Origin of the sequence: Phenylobacterium sp. LjRoot219 (assembly GCF_964252995.1) — a bacterium.
Taxonomy (GTDB): Bacteria; Pseudomonadota; Alphaproteobacteria; order Caulobacterales; family Caulobacteraceae; genus Phenylobacterium.
The window spans coordinates 2954775-2972541 of the sequence record NZ_CAXUQI020000001.1 but is presented as its reverse complement, the minus strand read 5'-3'; the positions used below and the strand labels follow the sequence as shown (position 1 = coordinate 2972541).

Here is a 17767-nt window from a genome sequence, read left to right as displayed (position 1 = left end):
CTCACCGCTCCACCAGATCGGCGAGCGCGGCGCGCAGCGCCCGCCGCCCGCGCGACAAGAGGCTCTCGAGCGCCTCCACCGTCACGTCCATCACCGCCGCCGCCTCGATATTGCCGAGCTCCTGATAATGGCACAGCACGACCGCCTCGCGTTGCCGGTCGGGCAGCTTCGCCAAGGCCGCGGCGACCCGCCGGCCGGTGTCCTGGGCCTCCAGGGCGCGGTCCGGCGCCGGCCGCTCGTCGGGCACGTCCGGCGGGTTGTCGGTCGGGATCTCGCGTCGTCGTCGCAGCCGGTCGTAGCAGAGGTTGAGCGTCACCCGATGCAGCCAGGTGTCGAACTTGGCCTGGCCGGGCCGCCACTTCGGCGCCTGGCGCCAGACGCGCAGAAAGGCTTCTTGCGCCACGTCCTCGGCCTCCGCCGGATCGGCCAGCATGCGCTGGGCCAGCCCATGGATCCGCGGCAGCTTGCGGCCGACAAGCGCCCGCGCCGCCGCCGGATCTCCGTCGGCGACCCGCATCAGCAATTCTTCGTCGGGATCCACCGCCGCCAAGCCAGTCCTCGCGCTGGGCCCTCAGACCGTCAGGGGGCCCCATGGCCCCAGCTCCGCCGCTTCATCATCCGCTCGTCCTCACAGGCCTTCAACGGCCCAGGCGAGCGGTTCCGTCGCGGGGTCAGAAATCCTGCGCCGATCGCACTTCAAGATCCGTCATCCCGGATCGGCCCTGCAGGCCGTCCGGGATGACGGAAGGGAGGTGGTGGAAGGCTGGCCCTACGCCTTCACCAGCGCCTCGTAGGCGGCGCGGGCGCCGGTCTGGGCGTCGTCCAGCTTGCGGCGCAGGCTGGCGAAGGTGCGCGCGTGCCCGGCGCGCGCCAGCAGGGCGCGGAACGCCTTCGGCTCGTCGTCGGGATGGTGGCTGTCCTCGAGCGCCACCTTCAGCAGCTGGGTCAGGTCCTGCTGCAGCCGCCACGCCTTTTCCAGCTCCGCCAGCGGCTCGGCCGGCGCCAGGTGGGTCCGGCGGAAGGCGGCCAGCGCCTCGGCGGTGTTGGGGCTGAGCGGGCCGCCGGCCGCAGCATGCGCCAGCTGCAGGAACTGGGCGGCGAATTCGATGTCGACCAGGCCGCCGGGCGAAAGCTTCAGGTCCCAGTCGCCTTTCGGCGGCCGCTCGCGCTCCAGCAGGTCGCGCATCTCCAGCACGTCCTTGGCGGTGGCCGCCCGGTCGCGCGGCTGGCGCAGCGCGCGCTCGATGGCGCCGGCGGCGTCGGCCGCGAAGTCGTCCGAACTCGCCCAGACGATCCGCGCCCGGGTCAGCGCCAGGTGCTCCCAGGTCTCCGCCTCGCCGCGGTAGTAGTTCTCGAAGGCGGCGAAGCTGACCGCGACCGGCCCCTTGGTGCCGGAGGGGCGCAGCTGCATGTCCACCTCGTAGAGGCCGCCCTCGGCGGTCGGGGTCGAGAGCGCCGCGATCAGCCGCTGGGTGAACCGGCCGTAGAAGGTGGCGGGATCCCAGCCCTTCACGCTCGACGTCGCCGCCGGGTCGGGCGCGCGGTACAGCGTCATCAGATCGAGATCGGAGGTGGCGCTCATCTCTCGCGAGCCGCACTTGCCGAGCGCGACGACCGCGACCTCGCCGGGGAAAGCGCCGCCGAGCCGCACCGCCTCGGCCAGGGCCGCCGGCGCCAGCGTCTGGATGCAGAGGTCGGCGAGGTCGGCGAACGCCTTGCCGGCGGTCTCGGCGCTGGCCTCGCCGCTCATCACCTGCACGCCGACGCGGAAGGCCTGCTCGCGCTGCAGCCTGCGCACCGCGTCCATCGCCGCCTCGAAGCCCTCGGCCCGCGCCACCGCCGCGTGAAACACCGGCCGGTCCTCGTCGAGGTCGATGTTGTGGAAGAAGGCGGTGTCGAGCATGGCGTCGATCGCCGCCGGGCGGCGCGCCAGCGTCGTCGCCAGCCTCGGCGCGAAGGCCATCACCTGCACCACCAGCTCGAACAGCTTCGGCTGGGCGAGGAACAGGGACTGCAACTGCACGCCCGACGACAGCCGCGAGAAGAAGTCGCTGAACCGGTTGAACGCGGTGTCCGGCGCGCCGCTCGCCTGGGCGGCCTCCAGCAGCCGTGGCGCGAGCCGGGTGAACAGTTCGCGGCCGCGCTCGGTGCGGGTCGCCGGGATGTTGCCGTGGTGCCAGCTGCGGATGGTCTGGGCGACCCGCGGCGGGGCGGAGAAGCCCATCCGCGCCAGCGTCGCCAGCGTCTCCGGGTCGTCGTCGACGCCGGTGAACACCAGGCTGCCGAAGCGCGAGGAGAGCGGCTCCTCTTCGGGGAAGAGCTCGCCGTAGCGGGCGTTGACCGCCTTCAGCGTCCGGGTGACGAACGCATCGAAGCTGCGCAGCCGGTCATAGCCGGACAGCGCCGCCACCTTGCGCCGCTCGCCGTCGGATTCCGGCAGCTTGTGGGTCTGCTCGTCCGCCAGCATCTGCACCCGGTGCTCCCACTCGCGCAGCAGCCGGTAGGCGGCGCTGAGCTCCTCGCCGGTCTCGGCCTCCACGTGGCCGGCCGCGACCAGGGCGGCCAGGGCGTCGAGGGTGCGGTTGCTGCGCAGCGCGGGGTTGCGGCCGCCGAGGATCAGCTGCTGGGTCTGGACGTAGAATTCGATCTCGCGGATGCCGCCGCGGCCGAGCTTCAGGTCGATCCCCTTGGCGGAGATCCGGTCGTCGACCTTGTGCGCGTGGATCTGGCGCTTGATCGAGTGGATGTCGGCGATGGCGGCGAAGTCGAGGTTCTTGCGCCAGACGAACGGCAACAGCTCGACGAGGAAGGCCTCCGCGGCGTCGTGGTCGCCGGCGCAGGTGCGCGCCTTGATGAAGGCCGCCCGCTCCCAATTCTGGCCGACGCTCTCGTAGTAGTCGAGCGCCGCCGGCGTCGGCACCGCCGGCGGGGTCGAGGAGGGGTCCGGCCGCAGGCGCAGGTCGATGCGGAAGACGTAGCCTTCGTCGGTGCGCGACTGCATCAGCTCCGCCAGCCGTTGCGTCAGGCGCACGGCGAAGGGCTGCGGCTCGACCCCGTTGGCCAGCGGCAGCTTGTCCGGGTCGAAGAAGACCGAGACGTCGATGTCGCTGGAGTAGTTGAGCTCGTAGGCGCCCTGCTTGCCCATGGCGATGCAGAACCAGCCGGGCACCGGCCCCTCGCGGCCGGCGCCGAGCCGCGTCAGCCGGCCGGCCTCCAGCTCGCCGCGGGCGGCCAGCGTCAGCGCCGCCGCCACGGCGGCGTCGGCGAACCGGGTCAGCGCGCCAGTGACCGCGTCCAGATCCCAGACGCCGCCGAGGTCGGACAGCGCGGTGAGCAGATGCAGCTCGGCTTTCAGCCGGCGCAGGGCGGCGGATCCGGCGTCCAGATCGCCCTCGGCCACCGCCGCGGTGCGCGCCAGCAGGTCGCCGAGCCGCGCGTCGGGATCGCTCTCCAGCAGCTCGGCCAATCGGGCCGGATTGCGCCGCGCGAGGCCCGCCAGATAGGCCGAGGCGCCGAAGATCGGCTCCAGCGCCGGCCAGGCCGCGTCAACCGCCGCCGACGCGCCGAGGATCTCCCGGGTGCGCGTCGCCATCTTGGCGTCGACCACCGGACCGCAGGGCCGCATCCGCGCCCCCAGACTCATGCTCTCACCAAAGCCCATGGCGGGAAGCTACCAGCGCTAGCCTTCGAGCGCGCGGCTGACCTTCTCCAGCACGTTCTTCGACAGGTCCTCGGCCGCGGCGATCCGCTCCAGCTCGGCCTTCATCAGGGCGCCGAGCTCCGGCTTGTAGCGCCGCCAGCCGTCCAGCGGGTCGACCAGCCGCGCCGCGGTCATCGGGTTGAACCGGTCGACGGCGAGGATCTGGTCGGCGAGGAAGCGGTAGCCCGCGCCGCTCGGATCGTGGAACCGCGCCGGGTTGAAGTTGGCGAAGCTCGAGACCAGGGCGCGCAGGCGGTTCGGGTTCTTCGACTCGAACGCCGGGTGGGTAGTGAGGCCCATGACCCGGCCGAGCGCGGTCTCGCTCGGATCGCGCGCCTGGATCGAGAACCACTTGTCGATGACCAGCGGTTCGCCCTTCCAGCGTTCATAGAAGGCCGCCAGCGCCTGCTCGTAGCGCTCGCCGCCCATCTGCATCAGCGCGTTCAGCCCGCCCATGGCGTCGGTCATGTTGGCGGCCGCCTCGAAGTGACCGCTCGCCATGTCGACATTGTCCGAGCGCGGGTTCGCCGCCAGCAGCTCCAGGGCGGCGTTGCGCAGCGCGCGGCGCCCGGCGCCCGCCGCATCCGGCGAGAACTCGCCGATGTCCTGCAGGCCGGTGTGCAGCCGGCGCAGCTCGGGCTCCAGATGCACCGACAGGCGCATCAGCAGCGCCTCGCGGGCCTCGTGGATCGCCGCAGGGTCGGCCGGCTGCAGGGCCAGCGCCAGGTCCGGCTCGGACGGCAGGGCCATCAGCAGCGCCTTGAACGCCGGCTCCGCCGCCTGGTCGGACAGCGAACGGCCAAGCGCCGTGGCGTAGCGCTCCTCGCCGACCTCGTCCGGCTGTCCGGCGGCGCGCGCCAGGATCAGCTCGCGGGCCAGGGTCTGGCCGGCCTCCCAGCGGTTGAACAGGTCCGGATCGGCGGCCAGCTGAATGTAGCGGTCCTTGGCCTCGGCGTCGGTCTCCAGCACCACGGGCGCGGAGAAGCCGCGCAGCGCTGATACCGCCGGCTCGCGCGCCACCTTGTGCAGCGTCACCGTGGCGGACGGCTGGGTCAGCACGATCACCGTCTCCTCGATGGTCTCGCCGTCCCGCTCGAAGGCGAGCGGGCGGCCGTCCTGGTCCAGCAGACCGACGACCACCGGGATCGGCAGCGGCCGCTTCTGGCCCTGGCCGGGCGTCGGCGGGGTGCGCTGCGAAAGCTCCAGCGTCAGGGTCTGGGCCTTGGCGTCATAGGCCTGCTTCAGGGCCACTCGCGGCGTGCCGGCCTGTTCGTACCAGGCGAAGAAGTGCGTCAGGTCCTGGCCGGAGGCCTCGGCGAAGCAGCGCACGAACTCCTCGACGGTGGTGGCGTGGCCGTCCCAGCGGTCGAAGTAGAGATCCATCCCGGTGCGGAACGCGTCCGGTCCGATCAGCGTCCGCAGCATGCGGATCACCTCGGAGCCCTTCTCGTAGATGGTCGCGGTGTAGAAGTTGTCGATCTTCAGATAGCTGGACGGGCGCACCGGGTGGGCGAGGGGGCCCTGGTCCTCGGCGAACTGCCGCGCGCGCAGCGCCTTGACGTCCTTGATTCGCTGCACGGCGTGGCCGCGCATGTCGGCCGAGAAGCCCTGGTCGCGGTAAACCGTCAGCCCTTCCTTCAGGCACAGCTGGAACCAGTCGCGGCAGGTGATCCGGTCGCCGGTCCAGTTGTGGAAGTACTCGTGGGCGACCACGCTCTCGATGCGCTCATAGTCCGCGTCGGTCGCCGTCGCCGGGTCGGCCAGCAGCAGCGACGAGTTGAAGATGTTGAGGCCCTTGTTCTCCATCGCCCCGAAATTGAAGTCGCGGACAGCGACGATCATGAACAGGTCGAGGTCGTACTCGCGGCCGTAGGCTTCCTCGTCCCAGGTCATCGAGCGCTTCAGCGCGTCCATGGCGTAGGCCGCGCGCGGCGCCATGCCGGGATCGACGTAGATCCGCAGGGCCACGGTGCGCCCGCTCATCGTCACCAGCTGGTCCTCGAGCATGTCCAGCTCGCCGGCGACCAGGGCGAACAGGTAGCAGGGCTTCGGGAATGGGTCGTTCCAGACGGCGTAATGGCGGCCGCCTGGAAGCTCGCCGGCCTCGATCAGGTTGCCGTTCGACAGCAGCCGGCTGAGGGATTTCGGCCCCTCGAGCCGCACGGTGAAGCGCGACAGCACGTCGGGCCGGTCGGGCCAGTAGGTGATCTTGCGGAAGCCCTCCGCCTCGCACTGGGTGCAGAAGCGGCCGCCGGACATGTAGAGGCCTTCCAGCGCCTTGTTGTTCTCCGGGTCGATCTCGACCTCGGTCTCCAGGGTGAAGGCGTCCGGGACGTTGGCGATGGTCAGGAATTCGTCGTCGACGGCGAATTCCTGATCGCCGAGCCGGCGGCCGTCGATCGCCGCCGAGATCAGCTTCAGCCGCTCGCCGTTGAACCGCAGCGGGCCCGCATGGTCGCCGTTGCGGCGCACCGCGAGCTTCGCTTTCACCCGCGTCGTGTTCGGCTTTAGATCGAAGGCGAGGTGCGCCTCGTCGATCAGGAAGGCGGGCGGACGATAGTCGGAGAGCCGGATCGGCTGGGGCGTGTCGGTGCGCATCCGTTGGATTTAGACCCCCGTCCGCCCGGCCGCCAGAGCGGCCGTCAGGCGCTCAGCGCCAACGGCCGCGCGGCGCGCCCGATCAGGACGCTGTAGAGCCGGGTCAGGGCTTCGAAGGTGTGGTCCCAGCCGTGACGGGTCTCCACGCGCCGCCGCGCCGCCTGGCCGATCGGCGCCAGGTCCCGGGCGAACAGCGCCTCGATCGCCTCGGCGAGGCCTTCCGGGTCGGCGCTGTCGGCGCGCTGGCCGACGGTCTCGTCGATCAGTTCGCCGACGCCGCCCTTGTGGGGGCCGACGACCGGCAGGCCGGCCGCCATGGCCTCCAGCACCACCAGGCCGAAGATCTCGTTCTCGTTGGCGTGCAGGAAGGCGTCGCAGCTGGCGACCAGCGCGGCCAGCTTGTGCGGGTCGCGCTCGTAGTCGAAGCAGATCACCCGTTCGGACGGGCGCGTGTCCCGCCCGGCGCCGACCAGCAGCAGGTGGTAGGGCGCGCCCAGCCGCTCGATCGCGGCGACCATGGACTCGACGTTCTTTTCGCGCGCGGGTCGTCCGGCGAACACCAGCAGCCGCGCGTCCTGCGGCAGGCCGAGCCGGCGGAACAGCTTGGCCCGGTCGCCGCGCGCCGGGTGGAACAGCTCGGTGTCGACGCCGAGCTGCAGCACGGTGACCTTCTCCACCCCGGCCTCGGCCAGCCGTGCGGCGGTGTGCCGGCTGGGCGCGATTACGTGGTCGAACCGCTGGTAGGCCTGAGCCCAGAAGTTGAAGGTCGGCTGCTCGGCCCAATCGCCGAGGTGCAGGGCGGCCAACGCCGCAGCGTCGGTGTGGCAGAAGCCGATCACCGGCGCCCCGAGCGCTTCGCCCGCCTCCAGCGCCGCGTGGCCGGGGACGAAGACGTCGCCGGCCTCGATGATGTCGGGCTCGCAGCCGCGCAGCACCGCTTCCCACTTGGTGACGCTCGCCGGCATCCGGTAGCCGTCGCCGAACGGCAGCCGCGCGGCGGCGACGGTGAGGATCCCCTCCGGGTCGATGCGGGTGCGCGCGCCGGGCACGACCAGGGCGTGGCTGATGTCCGGCCGGTGCGTCGCCAGCCAGTTGCGCTTGGCCATCAGGTAGCGCTTCACCCCGCCGGAGCGCGGCGCGTACATCATGGTGGTGTCGAGAAGGCGGTAGCCTGCGCCGGCCGGCCCATGCGCGAGAGCCGACTCCGACGGCGTGAGCCGGATCAGGTTCTCCGAGCGTGGGGCGGTGACGTCGAACATCTGGCGCGCCCTCTTGTCCATAAGCCCGGCGGTAGCGGCAACGAACGGCGCGGCGGTTTGATCCCGGTCGACGGCGGCGAAAATGCGCCGCTTGGAACGGCTCCGGGCCGCCGTCTTCTTCCAGAGTCTGGCCAGTTTTGTCGTCCTTCTCTGGGGAGGGCGCCGTTCCGAAACGCAGGCGGCGATCTCACTCGCCGGGCGCCGGCGGACCTGGAGCTCTGTCTCGGCCAACCAGGTTGGCCGAATCTCAGATTCTTATCAGTACTCGCGCTTATTCGTCATCTGTCCGCGTGCGGTCTATTTCGCGTGGACAGGCGCGGAAGCGGACAGCAAAGAGGGCCGCGCAACCGCGCGGCCCTCTTCAGTAGGGGCTCTGGGCGCTTAGTGCTTGAGCGCGTCTCGGGCGGCGTCCTTTAGATTGCCGACGCCCTTCTGCACCTTGCCCGCGGTCTTCTCGGCGGCGCCTTCGGCTTGCATCCGGTCGTTCCCGGTCGCCTTGCCGGAGGCTTCCTTCATCGCGCCCTTCGCCTGCTTGGCGGTCCCCTTGATTTCGTCCTTGTGCATCCGAATAACCCGTTTCATTCCGAGGCTTGCGCGCCTCTGCGGGGTCAGTACGCATCGGCCGCCGTCATGTTCCCGCGGCCGCGGCGGAGATGGCGGATTGTCGGCGTCCGCGCCCCACTCTTCCGCGCGCGCGACATTGCGCGCGGGGTGTGCGGCCGCTATCTGCGTCGGCGACTTTCCTCTTCCTCTCAGAAAGACGCGGGACGCCCGATGGCGCAGCAATACATTTTCCAGATGCAGGGGCTGACCAAGGCGTTCCCCGGCGCGACGAAGAAGACCTTCGAGAACATCTGGCTGTCGTTCTATCCGGACGCGAAGATCGGCGTCGTCGGCGTCAACGGCTCGGGCAAGTCGACCCTGCTGAAGATCATGGCCGGCCTCGACACCGAGTTCTCGGGCGAGGCGATCGCTGCGGACGGCATCAAGCGCGGCTACCTGCAACAGGAGCCGCAGCTCGACGAGGCTCTCAACGTTTGGGGCAACGTCATCGCCTGGTGCGACGAGAAGAAGATCGTCGACCGCTACAACGAGGTCGCCGGCGAACTCGGCGAGAACTACACCGACGAACTGATGGAGGAGATGACCGCCCTCCAGGAGAAGATCGACGCCGGTGATCTGTGGGACATCGACTCCCGCATCGAGATGGCGATGGACGCCCTGCGCTGCCCGCCCAACGACTGGCCGGTCGACCAGCTGTCGGGCGGTGAGAAGCGCCGCGTGGCGCTCGCCCGCCTGCTGCTCTCCAAGCCCGACATGCTGCTGCTCGACGAGCCGACCAACCACCTCGACGCCGAAAGCGTCGCCTGGCTGCAGCACCACCTGGAAGCCTTCCCGGGCTGCGTGATCCTCGTCACCCACGACCGCTACTTCCTCGACCAGGTGACCAAGTGGACGCTGGAGCTCGATCGCGGAAAGGGCGTCCCCTACGAGGGCAACTACTCGAGCTGGCTCGAGCAGAAGACCAAGCGCGTCGTCCAGGAGCAGTCGGAGAGCGAGGCCCGCCAGCGCGCCATGACCCGCGAACTGGAGTGGGTGCGCTCCGGCGCCAAGGCCCGCCAGGCCAAGTCGAAGGCCCGTCTGGCCCGCTACGACGAGATGGTCCGCGAGCAGGAACAGACTCGCCAGGCGCAGAGCTTCGCCACCATCCAGATCCCGCCGGGCCCGCGCCTCGGCAATGTGGTGCTGGAAGCCGACAACCTGTCGAAAGCCTTCGGCGACAAGGTGCTGTTCGAGAACCTGTCGTTCAAGCTGCCGCCGAACGGCATCGTCGGCGTCATCGGCCCGAACGGCGCCGGCAAGTCGACCCTGTTCAAGATCATCACCGGCCAGGAACAGCCCGACTCCGGGACCTTCCGCCTCGGCGAGACGGTGAAGCTCGCCTACGTCGACCAGAGCCGCGACGCGCTGGATCCCAGCAAGACCGTCTGGCAGGAGGTCAGCCAGGGCCTCGACGTGCTGACGGTCAACAAGCGCGACATCAACACCCGCTCCTACGTCGGCTCGTTCAACTTCCGCGGCGGCGACCAGCAGAAGAAGGTCGGCCTGCTGTCGGGCGGTGAGCGCAACCGCGTCCACCTGGCCAAGACCCTGACCACCGGCGGCAACGTCATCCTGCTCGACGAACCGACCAACGACCTCGACATCGAGACCTTGCAGAACCTGGAAGAGGCGCTCGAAGAGTTCGCCGGCTGCGCCGTGGTCATCAGCCACGACCGCTGGTTCCTGGACCGCCTGGCGACCCACATCCTGGCCTTCGAGGGCGACAGCCACGTCGAGTGGTTCGAGGGCAACTTCGAAGCCTACGAAGAAGACAAGAAGCGCCGCCTCGGCGTCGACAGCCTGATCCCCCACCGGATCAAGTTCCAGAAGTTCGCCCGCTAAGCGGACGCAGAAAGGCCGGCGAAAGCCGGCCTTTTTAGTTTCAGGGGCCCCAGCCTGAAGGCCGGGGCCTGGGTCGCTCGACGCTCGCTTAGCGTGGCGAGGTGGTCGAGCCCGAGCTGCTGGACGGCGCCTGAGAGTCCATCGACCCGCTGGGCGAGGTGGTGGTCGCGCCGGAGCCGGAGTCCATTGGCGGATTGACCGCGCCGGCCGAGCCGCCGGAGCTGTCGGAGCTTGAGCCGCTGGCCGAGCCGGAGCTCGTCGAGGGGCTGGTGCTCATGCTGCTCGGCGAGTCGGAGCTCATGCCGCTCGTCGCGCTGGTGTCGGACGACGTGCCGGTGGTGGCCGACGCATTGGCGCCGGCGCCGCTTGCGGCCATCGTCGACGAACCCGCCCACCAATCAGTGCTCGCACGCTCGCTGGGCGAGGCGCGCAAATAGGCGTCGAGCTGGGCGTAGGGGATCGGCTGCGGCGGGCCGGCGACGGCGCTGCGGTGCTTACCTCCCGCCTCCGCCGACCCTGCGGCCAGCAGCACAGCCGCAGCCCCCGCGACCATCATGATCGTCTTCATGCTCGCATCTCCCTTGGGTGACGCCGACTGTGTCGGCGCCGCAACAACCCTGCGGCGCCCTATTGGTTGCCCCTGCGGCGCGAATCAGGCGGCAGCCCGCCACCTGCGCGCTCTGTGCGGCATGCCGATCTTCGCGCCGCCGACGGCGGCGCCGTTCCGGATACGGCTCGACGCCGCGCCGGCCTGAGGGGCTAGGCGTTGGGGTCGATGGCGGCCAGCCGGGCGTTGAGCGGCTCCTGCACCAGCATGTCGACCCGGCGGCCGCGCCAGTTCTCGAGGTGCGCCAACCGGCGCGCGGCGGCCATCGCCTCGTCGCGGTCCTCGAAGCGGCCTTGCACGGCGGGGTGGCTCAGCAGCCAGCCTTCCTTGGCGGCGAACACGCCGATCTGGATCACTGGGCGAGGCGTGTCGGTCGAGGTCATGGAGGTCTCCCTTGGACAGCCTCAGTGGGGCCCTCGCCAACTTGGCCGGGGAGTTGGGCGACATTTCGTCGCTGGGCCGTCGGGGGCGTGACGATGCGGAACCGTCCGGCGCCGCGCTCGGTTGAGGGCGTTCGCAGCACGTCGTGTTTCTTAAGAGAACAAGGGAGGAGGCGGCATGGCTGGGCAGCTTCAGGGAAAGAAGATCGCCGTCCTGGCGACCGACGGCTTCGAGCAGGTCGAGATGACCAGGACGCTCGAGGCGCTCCGCGGCGCCGGCGCCGCGGTCGAAGTCGTGGCGCCCCGCGGTGGCCAGATCCAGGGCTGGAACCACTTCGACAAGGGACAGATGGTGAAGGTGGACCGTGAGCTGTCCGAGGTGGTGGCGGCGGACTATGACGCCCTGGTCCTGCCGGGCGGGGTGATCAACCCCGACCAGCTGCGAACCATCCCGCAGGCGGTCGCCTTCACCCGCGGCTTCGTCGAGGCGGAAAAGCCGATCGCCGCCATCTGTCACGGCCCGTGGTTGCTGATCAACGCGCGCGGCGTGGACGGTCGGCGCATGACGTCGTGGCCGTCGCTGAAGCTCGACCTGATCAACGCCGGCGCCGAGTGGGTCGATCAGGATGTGGTCGTCGACGAGGGCCTGGTCACCTCGCGCAAGCCGGACGACCTGCCGGCCTTCTGCGCCAAGATGATCGAGGAGTTCGCCGAAGGCCGCCATGCCAGGGCCCGCCGCGACGCCGACCGGGACGACGGCGCTCGCCCGCACGCCTAGGCGCGCTGCTGCGCACGCCTGCATTGCGATGCGTAACAATGCAATTTTCAGACGCGGAGGCTTATTGCTAAGCTTGTCGCTATGCGCCGCAAGCTTAGCATTCTCTCGTCCGCCCTGATCCTCGCCGCCACCGCGCTGCCGTCTGTTGCAGCCGCCAAAGCGCCGCCGAAGGGCTGCACGCTCGCCCGACTGGCCGAACTGCACGTGACGATGAACGGCGCCTCGCCAATCATCGAGGGGACGATCAACGGTCAGCCGGCGCGCTTCATCGTCGACACCGGCGCCTTCTTCAGTCTCGTGACGCCGCGCGCGGCGGAGAAGTTCAAGCTGAAGCCGGTGGCCCTGCCGGACGGCTTCTATCTGCAAGGCGCGGTCGGGCGGACGGCGGTGCGCGCCGGCAAGGCCGACGAATTCGGCTTCGGCAAGAGCAAGTTCACCAAGGTCGACTTCCTGATCGCCGGCGACACCCTGGGCGAGGCCGACGGCTTGCTCGGCCAGAACATCCTGGGCCAGCTCGATGTGGAGTACGATCTGGCGAACGGCGTCATCCGGATGTTCAAGGCTGAGGGCTGCGACAACGCGGCCCTGGCCTACTGGGCTGGCGAGACGCCGTTTTCGATCGTGCCGATCGCCCGCACGACGCCGATCGAGCCGCACATCGTCGCCGACGCGCAGGTCAACAACCTGCCGATCAGGGTGATGTTGGACACCGGCGCGGGTCGATCCTTCCTGAAGCTTAATGTCGCCCTGCGGGCGGGCGCCGCCCTCACGGACGAGGAGGCGAGCGCCGCTGACGCCGCGCGGGGCATCGGTCCCAAGGCGACCGACAGCTACCTCCTGCCGTTCGACAGCTTCACGATCGGCGACGAAACCATCCACAAGACCCGGCTGCGGGTGGCCAGGAGCGACTTCACTGGCGGCGACATGCTGCTGGGCGCGGACTTCTTCCTGTCGCACCGCGTGCTGGTGTCGCCGAGCCAGCGCAAGCTCTACTTCACCTACAACGGCGGTCCGGTCTTCCGTCTGGATGAGGCCGGCTGGCGCTCGGCCCAGGCCGCCGCCCAGGCGCGCACGCCCGCCGCCGCGGCCGCCCCGGCGGGCCTCGCCGAGGACGCCAGCGCGATCCGCCGCAGGGCCGCGGCCTCGTCCGCCCGCGGGGACCATCGCAGCGCCTTGGTCGACTTCGACAAGGCGATCGCGCTGGAGCCGGGCGACGCCCAGCTCTACTTCGACCGCGCCCGTTCGCGCGGCGCCAGCGGCGACGCGCTGGGCGCGCGCTCGGACCTCGATCAGGCGCTGCGGCTGAAGCCCGATTTCGCCAAGGCGCTGATTGTGCGGGGCGGGCTACGGCTGCAGGAAAAAGCCCTCCCGCAGGCTGACGCCGACTTCGCGGCGGCGCTCAAGGCGCCGTCGGCTGACGACGCCCTGGGCCTGCAGATCTCGGCGCTCTATCTGGGTGCGGACCTGTTCGAGAAGGCGGTGGCGAGCGTCGACGCCTGGATCGCGGCGCATCCGAAATCGTACGAGATGGGGTCGGCGCTGAACCAGCGTTGCTGGACGCGCGCGCTCTGGGGGCGGGAGCTGGACCTGGCGCTCGCCGATTGCGACCTGGCCTTGCGGCGCGGGTCGCGGCTGGCCGACGTCCTCGACAGCCGGGGCATGGTGCGGCTTCGCCGCGGCGAGTTCGCCAAGGCCATCGCCGACTTCGACGCCGCGCTGAAGCTTCAGCCGAAGCTCGCCGCCTCGCTCTATGGCCGCGGCCTGGCCAAGGCGAAGGTTGGCGACAGCGTGGGCGGGGCGGCCGATGTCCGGGCCGCGTCGGCCCTCGAGCCCGGCCTCATCGAGGCGATGACGCGGCGCGGGATCACCGACGACAAGGTGGTGGTCGCCACGCTCCGCTGAACGCCGTACGCTCGACCTGCCGCGCGCGGGTCGTAACCTCCGCGGCGCACACGGAGGATCGATGGACGCCGCCGCAGAGCCGATGGTGCTGATCTCGCATCCGATGTTGTGGGGCCTGGGCGAGGCGCTCGCGGCCGAGGGTTTCCGGGTGGTGCGCGGCTGGGAGGCCAGCGCCGCCGAGCGCGCCCAAGTCCGGGCCATGGCCCACGCCGGCGACATCCACCTGTCGGCCGAGTTTCTCGAAAGCCTGCCCAGCCTCGGCCTGATCGCCTGCGTCGGCGCGGGCTACGACGGCGTCGACGTCGCCTGGTGCCGGGCGCGGGGGATCGAGGTCACCAACGCCGCCGGCCTGAACGCCGACGACGTCGCCGACCAGGCGATCGGCCTGATGCTGGCGGGCTGGCGCAACATCCTCAGTGGCGACCGGTGCATTCGCGCCGGCGGCTGGCGCGAGGCCCACCGCAACCCCGCCAGCCGCAGCCTGACCGGGCGGCGGTTCGGCGTCGTCGGCCTGGGCGCGATCGGCGCGGCGGCCGCCCGGCGAGCCGAGGCGTTCGGCCTGGAGATCGCCTGGTGGGGCCCGCGGCCGAAGCCCGTGGCCTGGACGCGGATGGATAGCCTGCTGGAGTTGGCGGCCTGGAGCGACATCCTGCTGGTCGCCAGCCGCGCCAACGCCGAGAACCACCAGATGATCTCGCGCGCGGTGATCGAGGCGGTCGGGCCCGCGGGGATGATCGTCAACGTCGCTCGCGGCTCGGTGGTCGACGAGGATGCGTTGATCGCCGCGCTGCAGGACGGCCGGCTGGGCCACGCCGGCCTCGATGTCTTCGCCGAGGAGCCGACGCCGGCCGCGCGTTGGGCCGCCGTGCCGAACACGGTGCTGACGCCGCACAGCGGCAGCACAACGCTGGAGACGATCCCGCGGCTGGTCGCCCGCACCGCCGAGAACCTTCGGCTGTTCTTCGCCGGCCGGCCGGTAGCCACGCCGGTGCCCGCTCAGCCTTGACATAAAGACATAAAGATATCTTTATGTGAGCTATGAAGCTCTCGGCGGACCAGGCTGTTGACGTGCTGCGTGCGGCGGGCGAGCCGACGCGCCTGCGCATCCTCGCCTTGCTGGCTCACGAGGAGCTGGCGGTGCTGGAGCTGTGCCGGGTGCTGGACCAGAGCCAGCCCCGCGTCTCCCGCCACCTCAAGCTGCTGGCCGAGGCCGGCCTGGTCGAGCGGTTCCCCGACGGCGCCTGGGTCTTCTACCGTCTGACGGCGCATGGGCAAGCGGCGGAACTCATCGCCGAGACCTTGGCGCGCGTCGACCCCGCCGACCCGGTGCTGGCGCGCGACGCCGACCAGCTGTCGAAGGTCCGCGCCGAGCGCGCCGCCGACGCCGCCGACTATTTCGCCCGCAACGCCGCCCGCTGGGACGAGATCCGTTCGCTCTATGTCGCCGAGGCCGACGTGGAGCATGCGATCCTCGACGCCGCCGGCCCCGGGCCGTTCAAGCGCCTCGTCGACCTTGGCACCGGCGCCGGGCGGATGCTGACCCTGCTGGCGCCGCGCGTGAACCAGGCGGTCGGCCTCGACCTGTCGCAGCAGATGCTGAACATCGCCCGCAACCACGTGGCCCAGGCCGGGCTCAATCGTTGCGAGCTGCGCCATGGCGACATCTTCGGCACGCGGCTGCCGGACGCCAGCGCCGATCTCGTCGTGGTCCATCAGGTGCTGCACTACCTCGCCGACCCCGCCGCGGCGGTGCGCGAGGCCGGCCGCATCGTCGCCGACCCCGGCAAGCTGATCATCGTCGACTTCGCCCCGCACGCGCTGGAGTTCCTGCGCGAACAGCACCAGCACCGCCGGCTCGGCTTCTCCGACGCGGAGATGAAGCGCTGGCTCGGCGACGCGGGTTTCGTAAACGTCCAGGCGGGCGCCCTGCCGCCCGCCCAGAAGGAAGGCCTCACCGTGAAGATCTGGACGGCCGAACGCGGCCGTGACCGTCAGAGGAGCGCCGCATGAGCGGCCGCCAATCCGCATTCGGCCCGGTCGCGCGCGCCGGCCTCAGCGGGCGTCCGCGCCCGACCGTCTCGTTCGAGTTCTCGCCGCCGAAGACCCCGGAGGCCGAAGCCAGCCTGTGGGAGTGCATCCGCCGGCTGGAGCCGCTGGGCCCGTCCTTCGTCTCGGTGACCTACGGCGCCGGCGGCTCGACCCGCGACCGCACCCACCGCACCGTGCTGCGCATGCTGCGCGAGACCTCGCTGAAGCCCGCGGCGCACCTGACCTGCGTCGAGGCCTCGCGCGAGCAGGTCGACGAGGTGATCCGCGAATACTGGGACGCCGGCGTCCGGCACATCGTCGCCCTGCGCGGCGACCCGCCGGGCCAGATCGGCGGCCGCTACACGCCGCGCGAAGACGGCTACAACAACGCCACCGAGCTGACCCACGCGATCCGCGGCGTCGGCGATTTCGAGGTGAGCGTCGGCCTCTATCCGCAGATCCACCCGGAAAGCCCGTCGATCGAGCACGAGATCGACGTGCTGAAGGCCAAGGTGGACGCCGGCGCGACCCGCGCGATCACCCAGTTCTTCTTCGACCACGAGGACTTCCTGCGGTTCATGGACCGCGTCCGCAAGGCGGGCGTGACCATCCCGATCTCGCCGGGGATCATGCCGGTGACCAACGTCAAGGCGCTGAAGAAGATGGCCGGGCCGATCGGCATCCATCTGCCGGACTGGTTGGGCAATCTGTTCGACGGTCTCGACAAGGACCCCGAGACGCGGCGGCTGATCGCCGGCTCGGTGGCGACCGAAATGTGCGCCAAGCTGCTGGAAGAGGGCTTCTCCGACTTCCATTTCTACACGCTCAACCGCGCCGACCTGACCTACGCCATCTGCCGGGTGCTAGGCGTGCGCGAACCTGAATCTCCGGCGGAAGAGGCTGCGGCATGACGAGAAGCGAACGCATCGCGGCGCTGAAGGCCGCGGCCAAGGAACGGGTGCTGATCCTCGACGGCTCCTGGGGCGTGATGATCCAGAAGCGCGGCCTGGACGAAGCCGATTACCGCGGCGAGCAGTTCAAGGACCAGCCGGGGCAGCTGAAGGGGAACAACGACCTCCTGTGCATCACCCGGCCGGACATCATCGCCGATCTGCACGACCAGTACTTCGCCGCCGGCGCCGACATCTCCGAGACCAACACCTTCTCGGCGACCTCGATCGGCCAGGCCGAGTACGGGATGGAAGCCGCCGTCCGCGACATCAACCTCGAGGGCGCGCGGATCGGCCGGAAGATCGCCGACGAATGGACCGCCAAGGAGCCGCACAAGCCGCGCTTCCTGGCCGGCTCGATCGGCCCGCTGCCGGTGATGCTGTCGATGTCCTCGGACGTGAACGACCCGGGCGCGCGCAAGGTCACCTTCGAGCAGGTCTATGACGCCTACGTCGAACAGGTGAAGGCGCTGCACGACGGCGGGGTCGACCTGTTCCTGGTCGAGACCATCACCGACACCCTGAACTGCAAGGCCGCGATCAAGGCGATCATGGACCTCGAAGAGCAGGGCTACGAGCCGCTGCCGATCTGGATCTCCGGCACCATCACCGATCGCTCCGGCCGCACGCTGTCGGGCCAGACGGTCGAGGCGTTCTGGAACTCGGTGAAGCACGCCAAGCCGTTCGCCGTCGGCCTCAACTGCGCCCTGGGCGCCGAGCTGATGCGGCCGCACATCGCCGAACTGGCGCGGGTCGCCGACACCCTGGTCTCGGCCTATCCGAACGCCGGCCTGCCGAACGCCTTCGGCGAGTACGACGAGACGCCGGATCAGACGGGGCATTCGCTGCACGAGTGGGCGGAAGCGGGGCTGGTCAACATCCTCGGCGGCTGCTGCGGCACGACGCCGGACCACATCCGCCACGTCGCCGACGAGGTGCGCGGGCTGACGCCGCGGCCGATCCCCGAGCGCCCGAAGGCCATGCGGCTGGCGGGCCTCGAGCCGTTCGAGCTGGCGTAGTTCACATCCCGGGCTTCTACCTCCCTCGCGCAGCGGGGGAGGGGGACCGCCCGGGGCACACCGGGTGGTGGAGGGGCAAGCCGCAGCCGCGGCGCTTCGTA

The 17767-nt window shown here is 70.4% G+C and carries 14 protein-coding genes; 7 read left to right on the top strand and 7 right to left on the bottom strand.

Annotated elements, in window-relative coordinates:
- Position 1: 1 nt before the first annotated feature.
- From ACSQ14_RS14560 to ACSQ14_RS14540, 5 genes are all read right to left on the bottom strand, one after another.
- Entirely contained in the window at positions 2–550 is a 549-nt protein-coding gene (locus ACSQ14_RS14560) for an RNA polymerase sigma factor (protein WP_436013972.1), read from the bottom strand.
- Positions 551–769: 219 nt separating this feature from the next.
- Entirely contained in the window at positions 770–3661 is a 2892-nt protein-coding gene (locus tag ACSQ14_RS14555; RefSeq protein ID WP_436013970.1) for a bifunctional [glutamine synthetase] adenylyltransferase/[glutamine synthetase]-adenylyl-L-tyrosine phosphorylase, read from the bottom strand.
- 18 nt (positions 3662–3679) lie between these two features.
- Positions 3680–6298: an aminopeptidase N gene (pepN, locus tag ACSQ14_RS14550; RefSeq protein ID WP_436013968.1), complete on the bottom strand. Its 2619-nt coding sequence runs from the start codon at positions 6296–6298 to the stop codon at positions 3680–3682.
- 44 nt (positions 6299–6342) lie between these two features.
- Positions 6343–7557 (bottom strand): glycosyltransferase, encoded by a 1215-nt coding sequence (locus tag ACSQ14_RS14545; protein ID WP_436013966.1) that lies wholly within the window; start codon positions 7555–7557, stop codon positions 6343–6345.
- A gap of 381 nt (positions 7558–7938) precedes the next feature.
- Complete coding sequence (locus ACSQ14_RS14540) at positions 7939–8121, bottom strand: CsbD family protein (protein ID WP_436013964.1); 183 nt, start codon at positions 8119–8121, stop codon at positions 7939–7941.
- A 210-nt stretch (positions 8122–8331) separates the two neighbouring features.
- On the opposite strand from ACSQ14_RS14540, the gene ettA reads away from it, so the two are divergent.
- Complete coding sequence (ettA, locus tag ACSQ14_RS14535; RefSeq protein WP_436013962.1) at positions 8332–10002, top strand: energy-dependent translational throttle protein EttA; 1671 nt, start codon at positions 8332–8334, stop codon at positions 10000–10002.
- Positions 10003–10090: 88 nt separating this feature from the next.
- Here the strand turns inward: ettA and ACSQ14_RS14530 are convergent, their stop codons facing one another.
- Both ACSQ14_RS14530 and ACSQ14_RS14525 read right to left on the bottom strand, forming a co-directional pair.
- Positions 10091–10570 (bottom strand): hypothetical protein, encoded by a 480-nt coding sequence (locus ACSQ14_RS14530; RefSeq protein ID WP_436013960.1) that lies wholly within the window; start codon positions 10568–10570, stop codon positions 10091–10093.
- Positions 10571–10761: 191 nt separating this feature from the next.
- Positions 10762–10992 (bottom strand): hypothetical protein, encoded by a 231-nt coding sequence (locus ACSQ14_RS14525; RefSeq protein WP_436013958.1) that lies wholly within the window; start codon positions 10990–10992, stop codon positions 10762–10764.
- 175 nt (positions 10993–11167) lie between these two features.
- On the opposite strand from ACSQ14_RS14525, the gene ACSQ14_RS14520 reads away from it, so the two are divergent.
- The 6 genes from ACSQ14_RS14520 to ACSQ14_RS14495 all read left to right on the top strand — a co-directional run bounded on the left by ACSQ14_RS14520 (position 11168) and on the right by ACSQ14_RS14495 (position 17666).
- Positions 11168–11767: a type 1 glutamine amidotransferase domain-containing protein gene (locus ACSQ14_RS14520; protein ID WP_436013956.1), complete on the top strand. Its 600-nt coding sequence runs from the start codon at positions 11168–11170 to the stop codon at positions 11765–11767.
- An 81-nt stretch (positions 11768–11848) separates the two neighbouring features.
- Positions 11849–13669: a retroviral-like aspartic protease family protein gene (locus ACSQ14_RS14515; RefSeq protein ID WP_436013954.1), complete on the top strand. Its 1821-nt coding sequence runs from the start codon at positions 11849–11851 to the stop codon at positions 13667–13669.
- Positions 13670–13730: 61 nt separating this feature from the next.
- The gene (locus ACSQ14_RS14510; RefSeq protein WP_436013952.1) at positions 13731–14675 is read left to right on the top strand and encodes an NAD(P)-dependent oxidoreductase; all 945 of its coding nucleotides are present in this window, start codon (positions 13731–13733) and stop codon (positions 14673–14675) included.
- A gap of 32 nt (positions 14676–14707) precedes the next feature.
- Positions 14708–15679, top strand: a complete 972-nt coding sequence (locus ACSQ14_RS14505; protein ID WP_436013950.1) for an ArsR/SmtB family transcription factor — start codon at positions 14708–14710, stop codon at positions 15677–15679.
- Positions 15676–16608, top strand: coding sequence for a methylenetetrahydrofolate reductase [NAD(P)H] (gene metF / locus ACSQ14_RS14500; RefSeq protein ID WP_436013948.1), 933 nt, complete (start codon positions 15676–15678; stop codon positions 16606–16608). Before ACSQ14_RS14505 ends, metF begins: the two co-directional genes overlap by 4 nt.
- The gene (locus tag ACSQ14_RS14495) at positions 16605–17666 is read left to right on the top strand and encodes a homocysteine S-methyltransferase family protein (RefSeq protein ID WP_436013946.1); all 1062 of its coding nucleotides are present in this window, start codon (positions 16605–16607) and stop codon (positions 17664–17666) included. The genes metF and ACSQ14_RS14495 overlap by 4 nt, the downstream gene beginning before the upstream one ends.
- Positions 17667–17767 lie beyond the last annotated feature (101 nt).

What these genes read in the sequence shown, in the direction of transcription:
- ACSQ14_RS14555 (WP_436013970.1), bottom strand. Translation starts at nt 3,661, where the DNA reads ATGGGCTTTGGTGAGAGCATGAGTCTGGGGGCGCGGATGCGGCCCTGC.
- pepN (WP_436013968.1), bottom strand. Translation starts at nt 6,298, where the DNA reads ATGCGCACCGACACGCCCCAGCCGATCCGGCTCTCCGACTATCGTCCG.
- ACSQ14_RS14545 (WP_436013966.1), bottom strand. Translation starts at nt 7,557, where the DNA reads ATGTTCGACGTCACCGCCCCACGCTCGGAGAACCTGATCCGGCTCACG.
- ACSQ14_RS14540 (WP_436013964.1), bottom strand. Translation starts at nt 8,121, where the DNA reads ATGCACAAGGACGAAATCAAGGGGACCGCCAAGCAGGCGAAGGGCGCG.
- ettA (WP_436013962.1), top strand. Translation starts at nt 8,332, where the DNA reads ATGGCGCAGCAATACATTTTCCAGATGCAGGGGCTGACCAAGGCGTTC.
- ACSQ14_RS14530 (WP_436013960.1), bottom strand. Translation starts at nt 10,570, where the DNA reads ATGAAGACGATCATGATGGTCGCGGGGGCTGCGGCTGTGCTGCTGGCC.
- ACSQ14_RS14525 (WP_436013958.1), bottom strand. Translation starts at nt 10,992, where the DNA reads ATGACCTCGACCGACACGCCTCGCCCAGTGATCCAGATCGGCGTGTTC.
- ACSQ14_RS14520 (WP_436013956.1), top strand. Translation starts at nt 11,168, where the DNA reads ATGGCTGGGCAGCTTCAGGGAAAGAAGATCGCCGTCCTGGCGACCGAC.
- ACSQ14_RS14515 (WP_436013954.1), top strand. Translation starts at nt 11,849, where the DNA reads ATGCGCCGCAAGCTTAGCATTCTCTCGTCCGCCCTGATCCTCGCCGCC.
- ACSQ14_RS14510 (WP_436013952.1), top strand. Translation starts at nt 13,731, where the DNA reads ATGGACGCCGCCGCAGAGCCGATGGTGCTGATCTCGCATCCGATGTTG.
- ACSQ14_RS14505 (WP_436013950.1), top strand. Translation starts at nt 14,708, where the DNA reads ATGAAGCTCTCGGCGGACCAGGCTGTTGACGTGCTGCGTGCGGCGGGC.
- metF (WP_436013948.1), top strand. Translation starts at nt 15,676, where the DNA reads ATGAGCGGCCGCCAATCCGCATTCGGCCCGGTCGCGCGCGCCGGCCTC.
- ACSQ14_RS14495 (WP_436013946.1), top strand. Translation starts at nt 16,605, where the DNA reads ATGACGAGAAGCGAACGCATCGCGGCGCTGAAGGCCGCGGCCAAGGAA.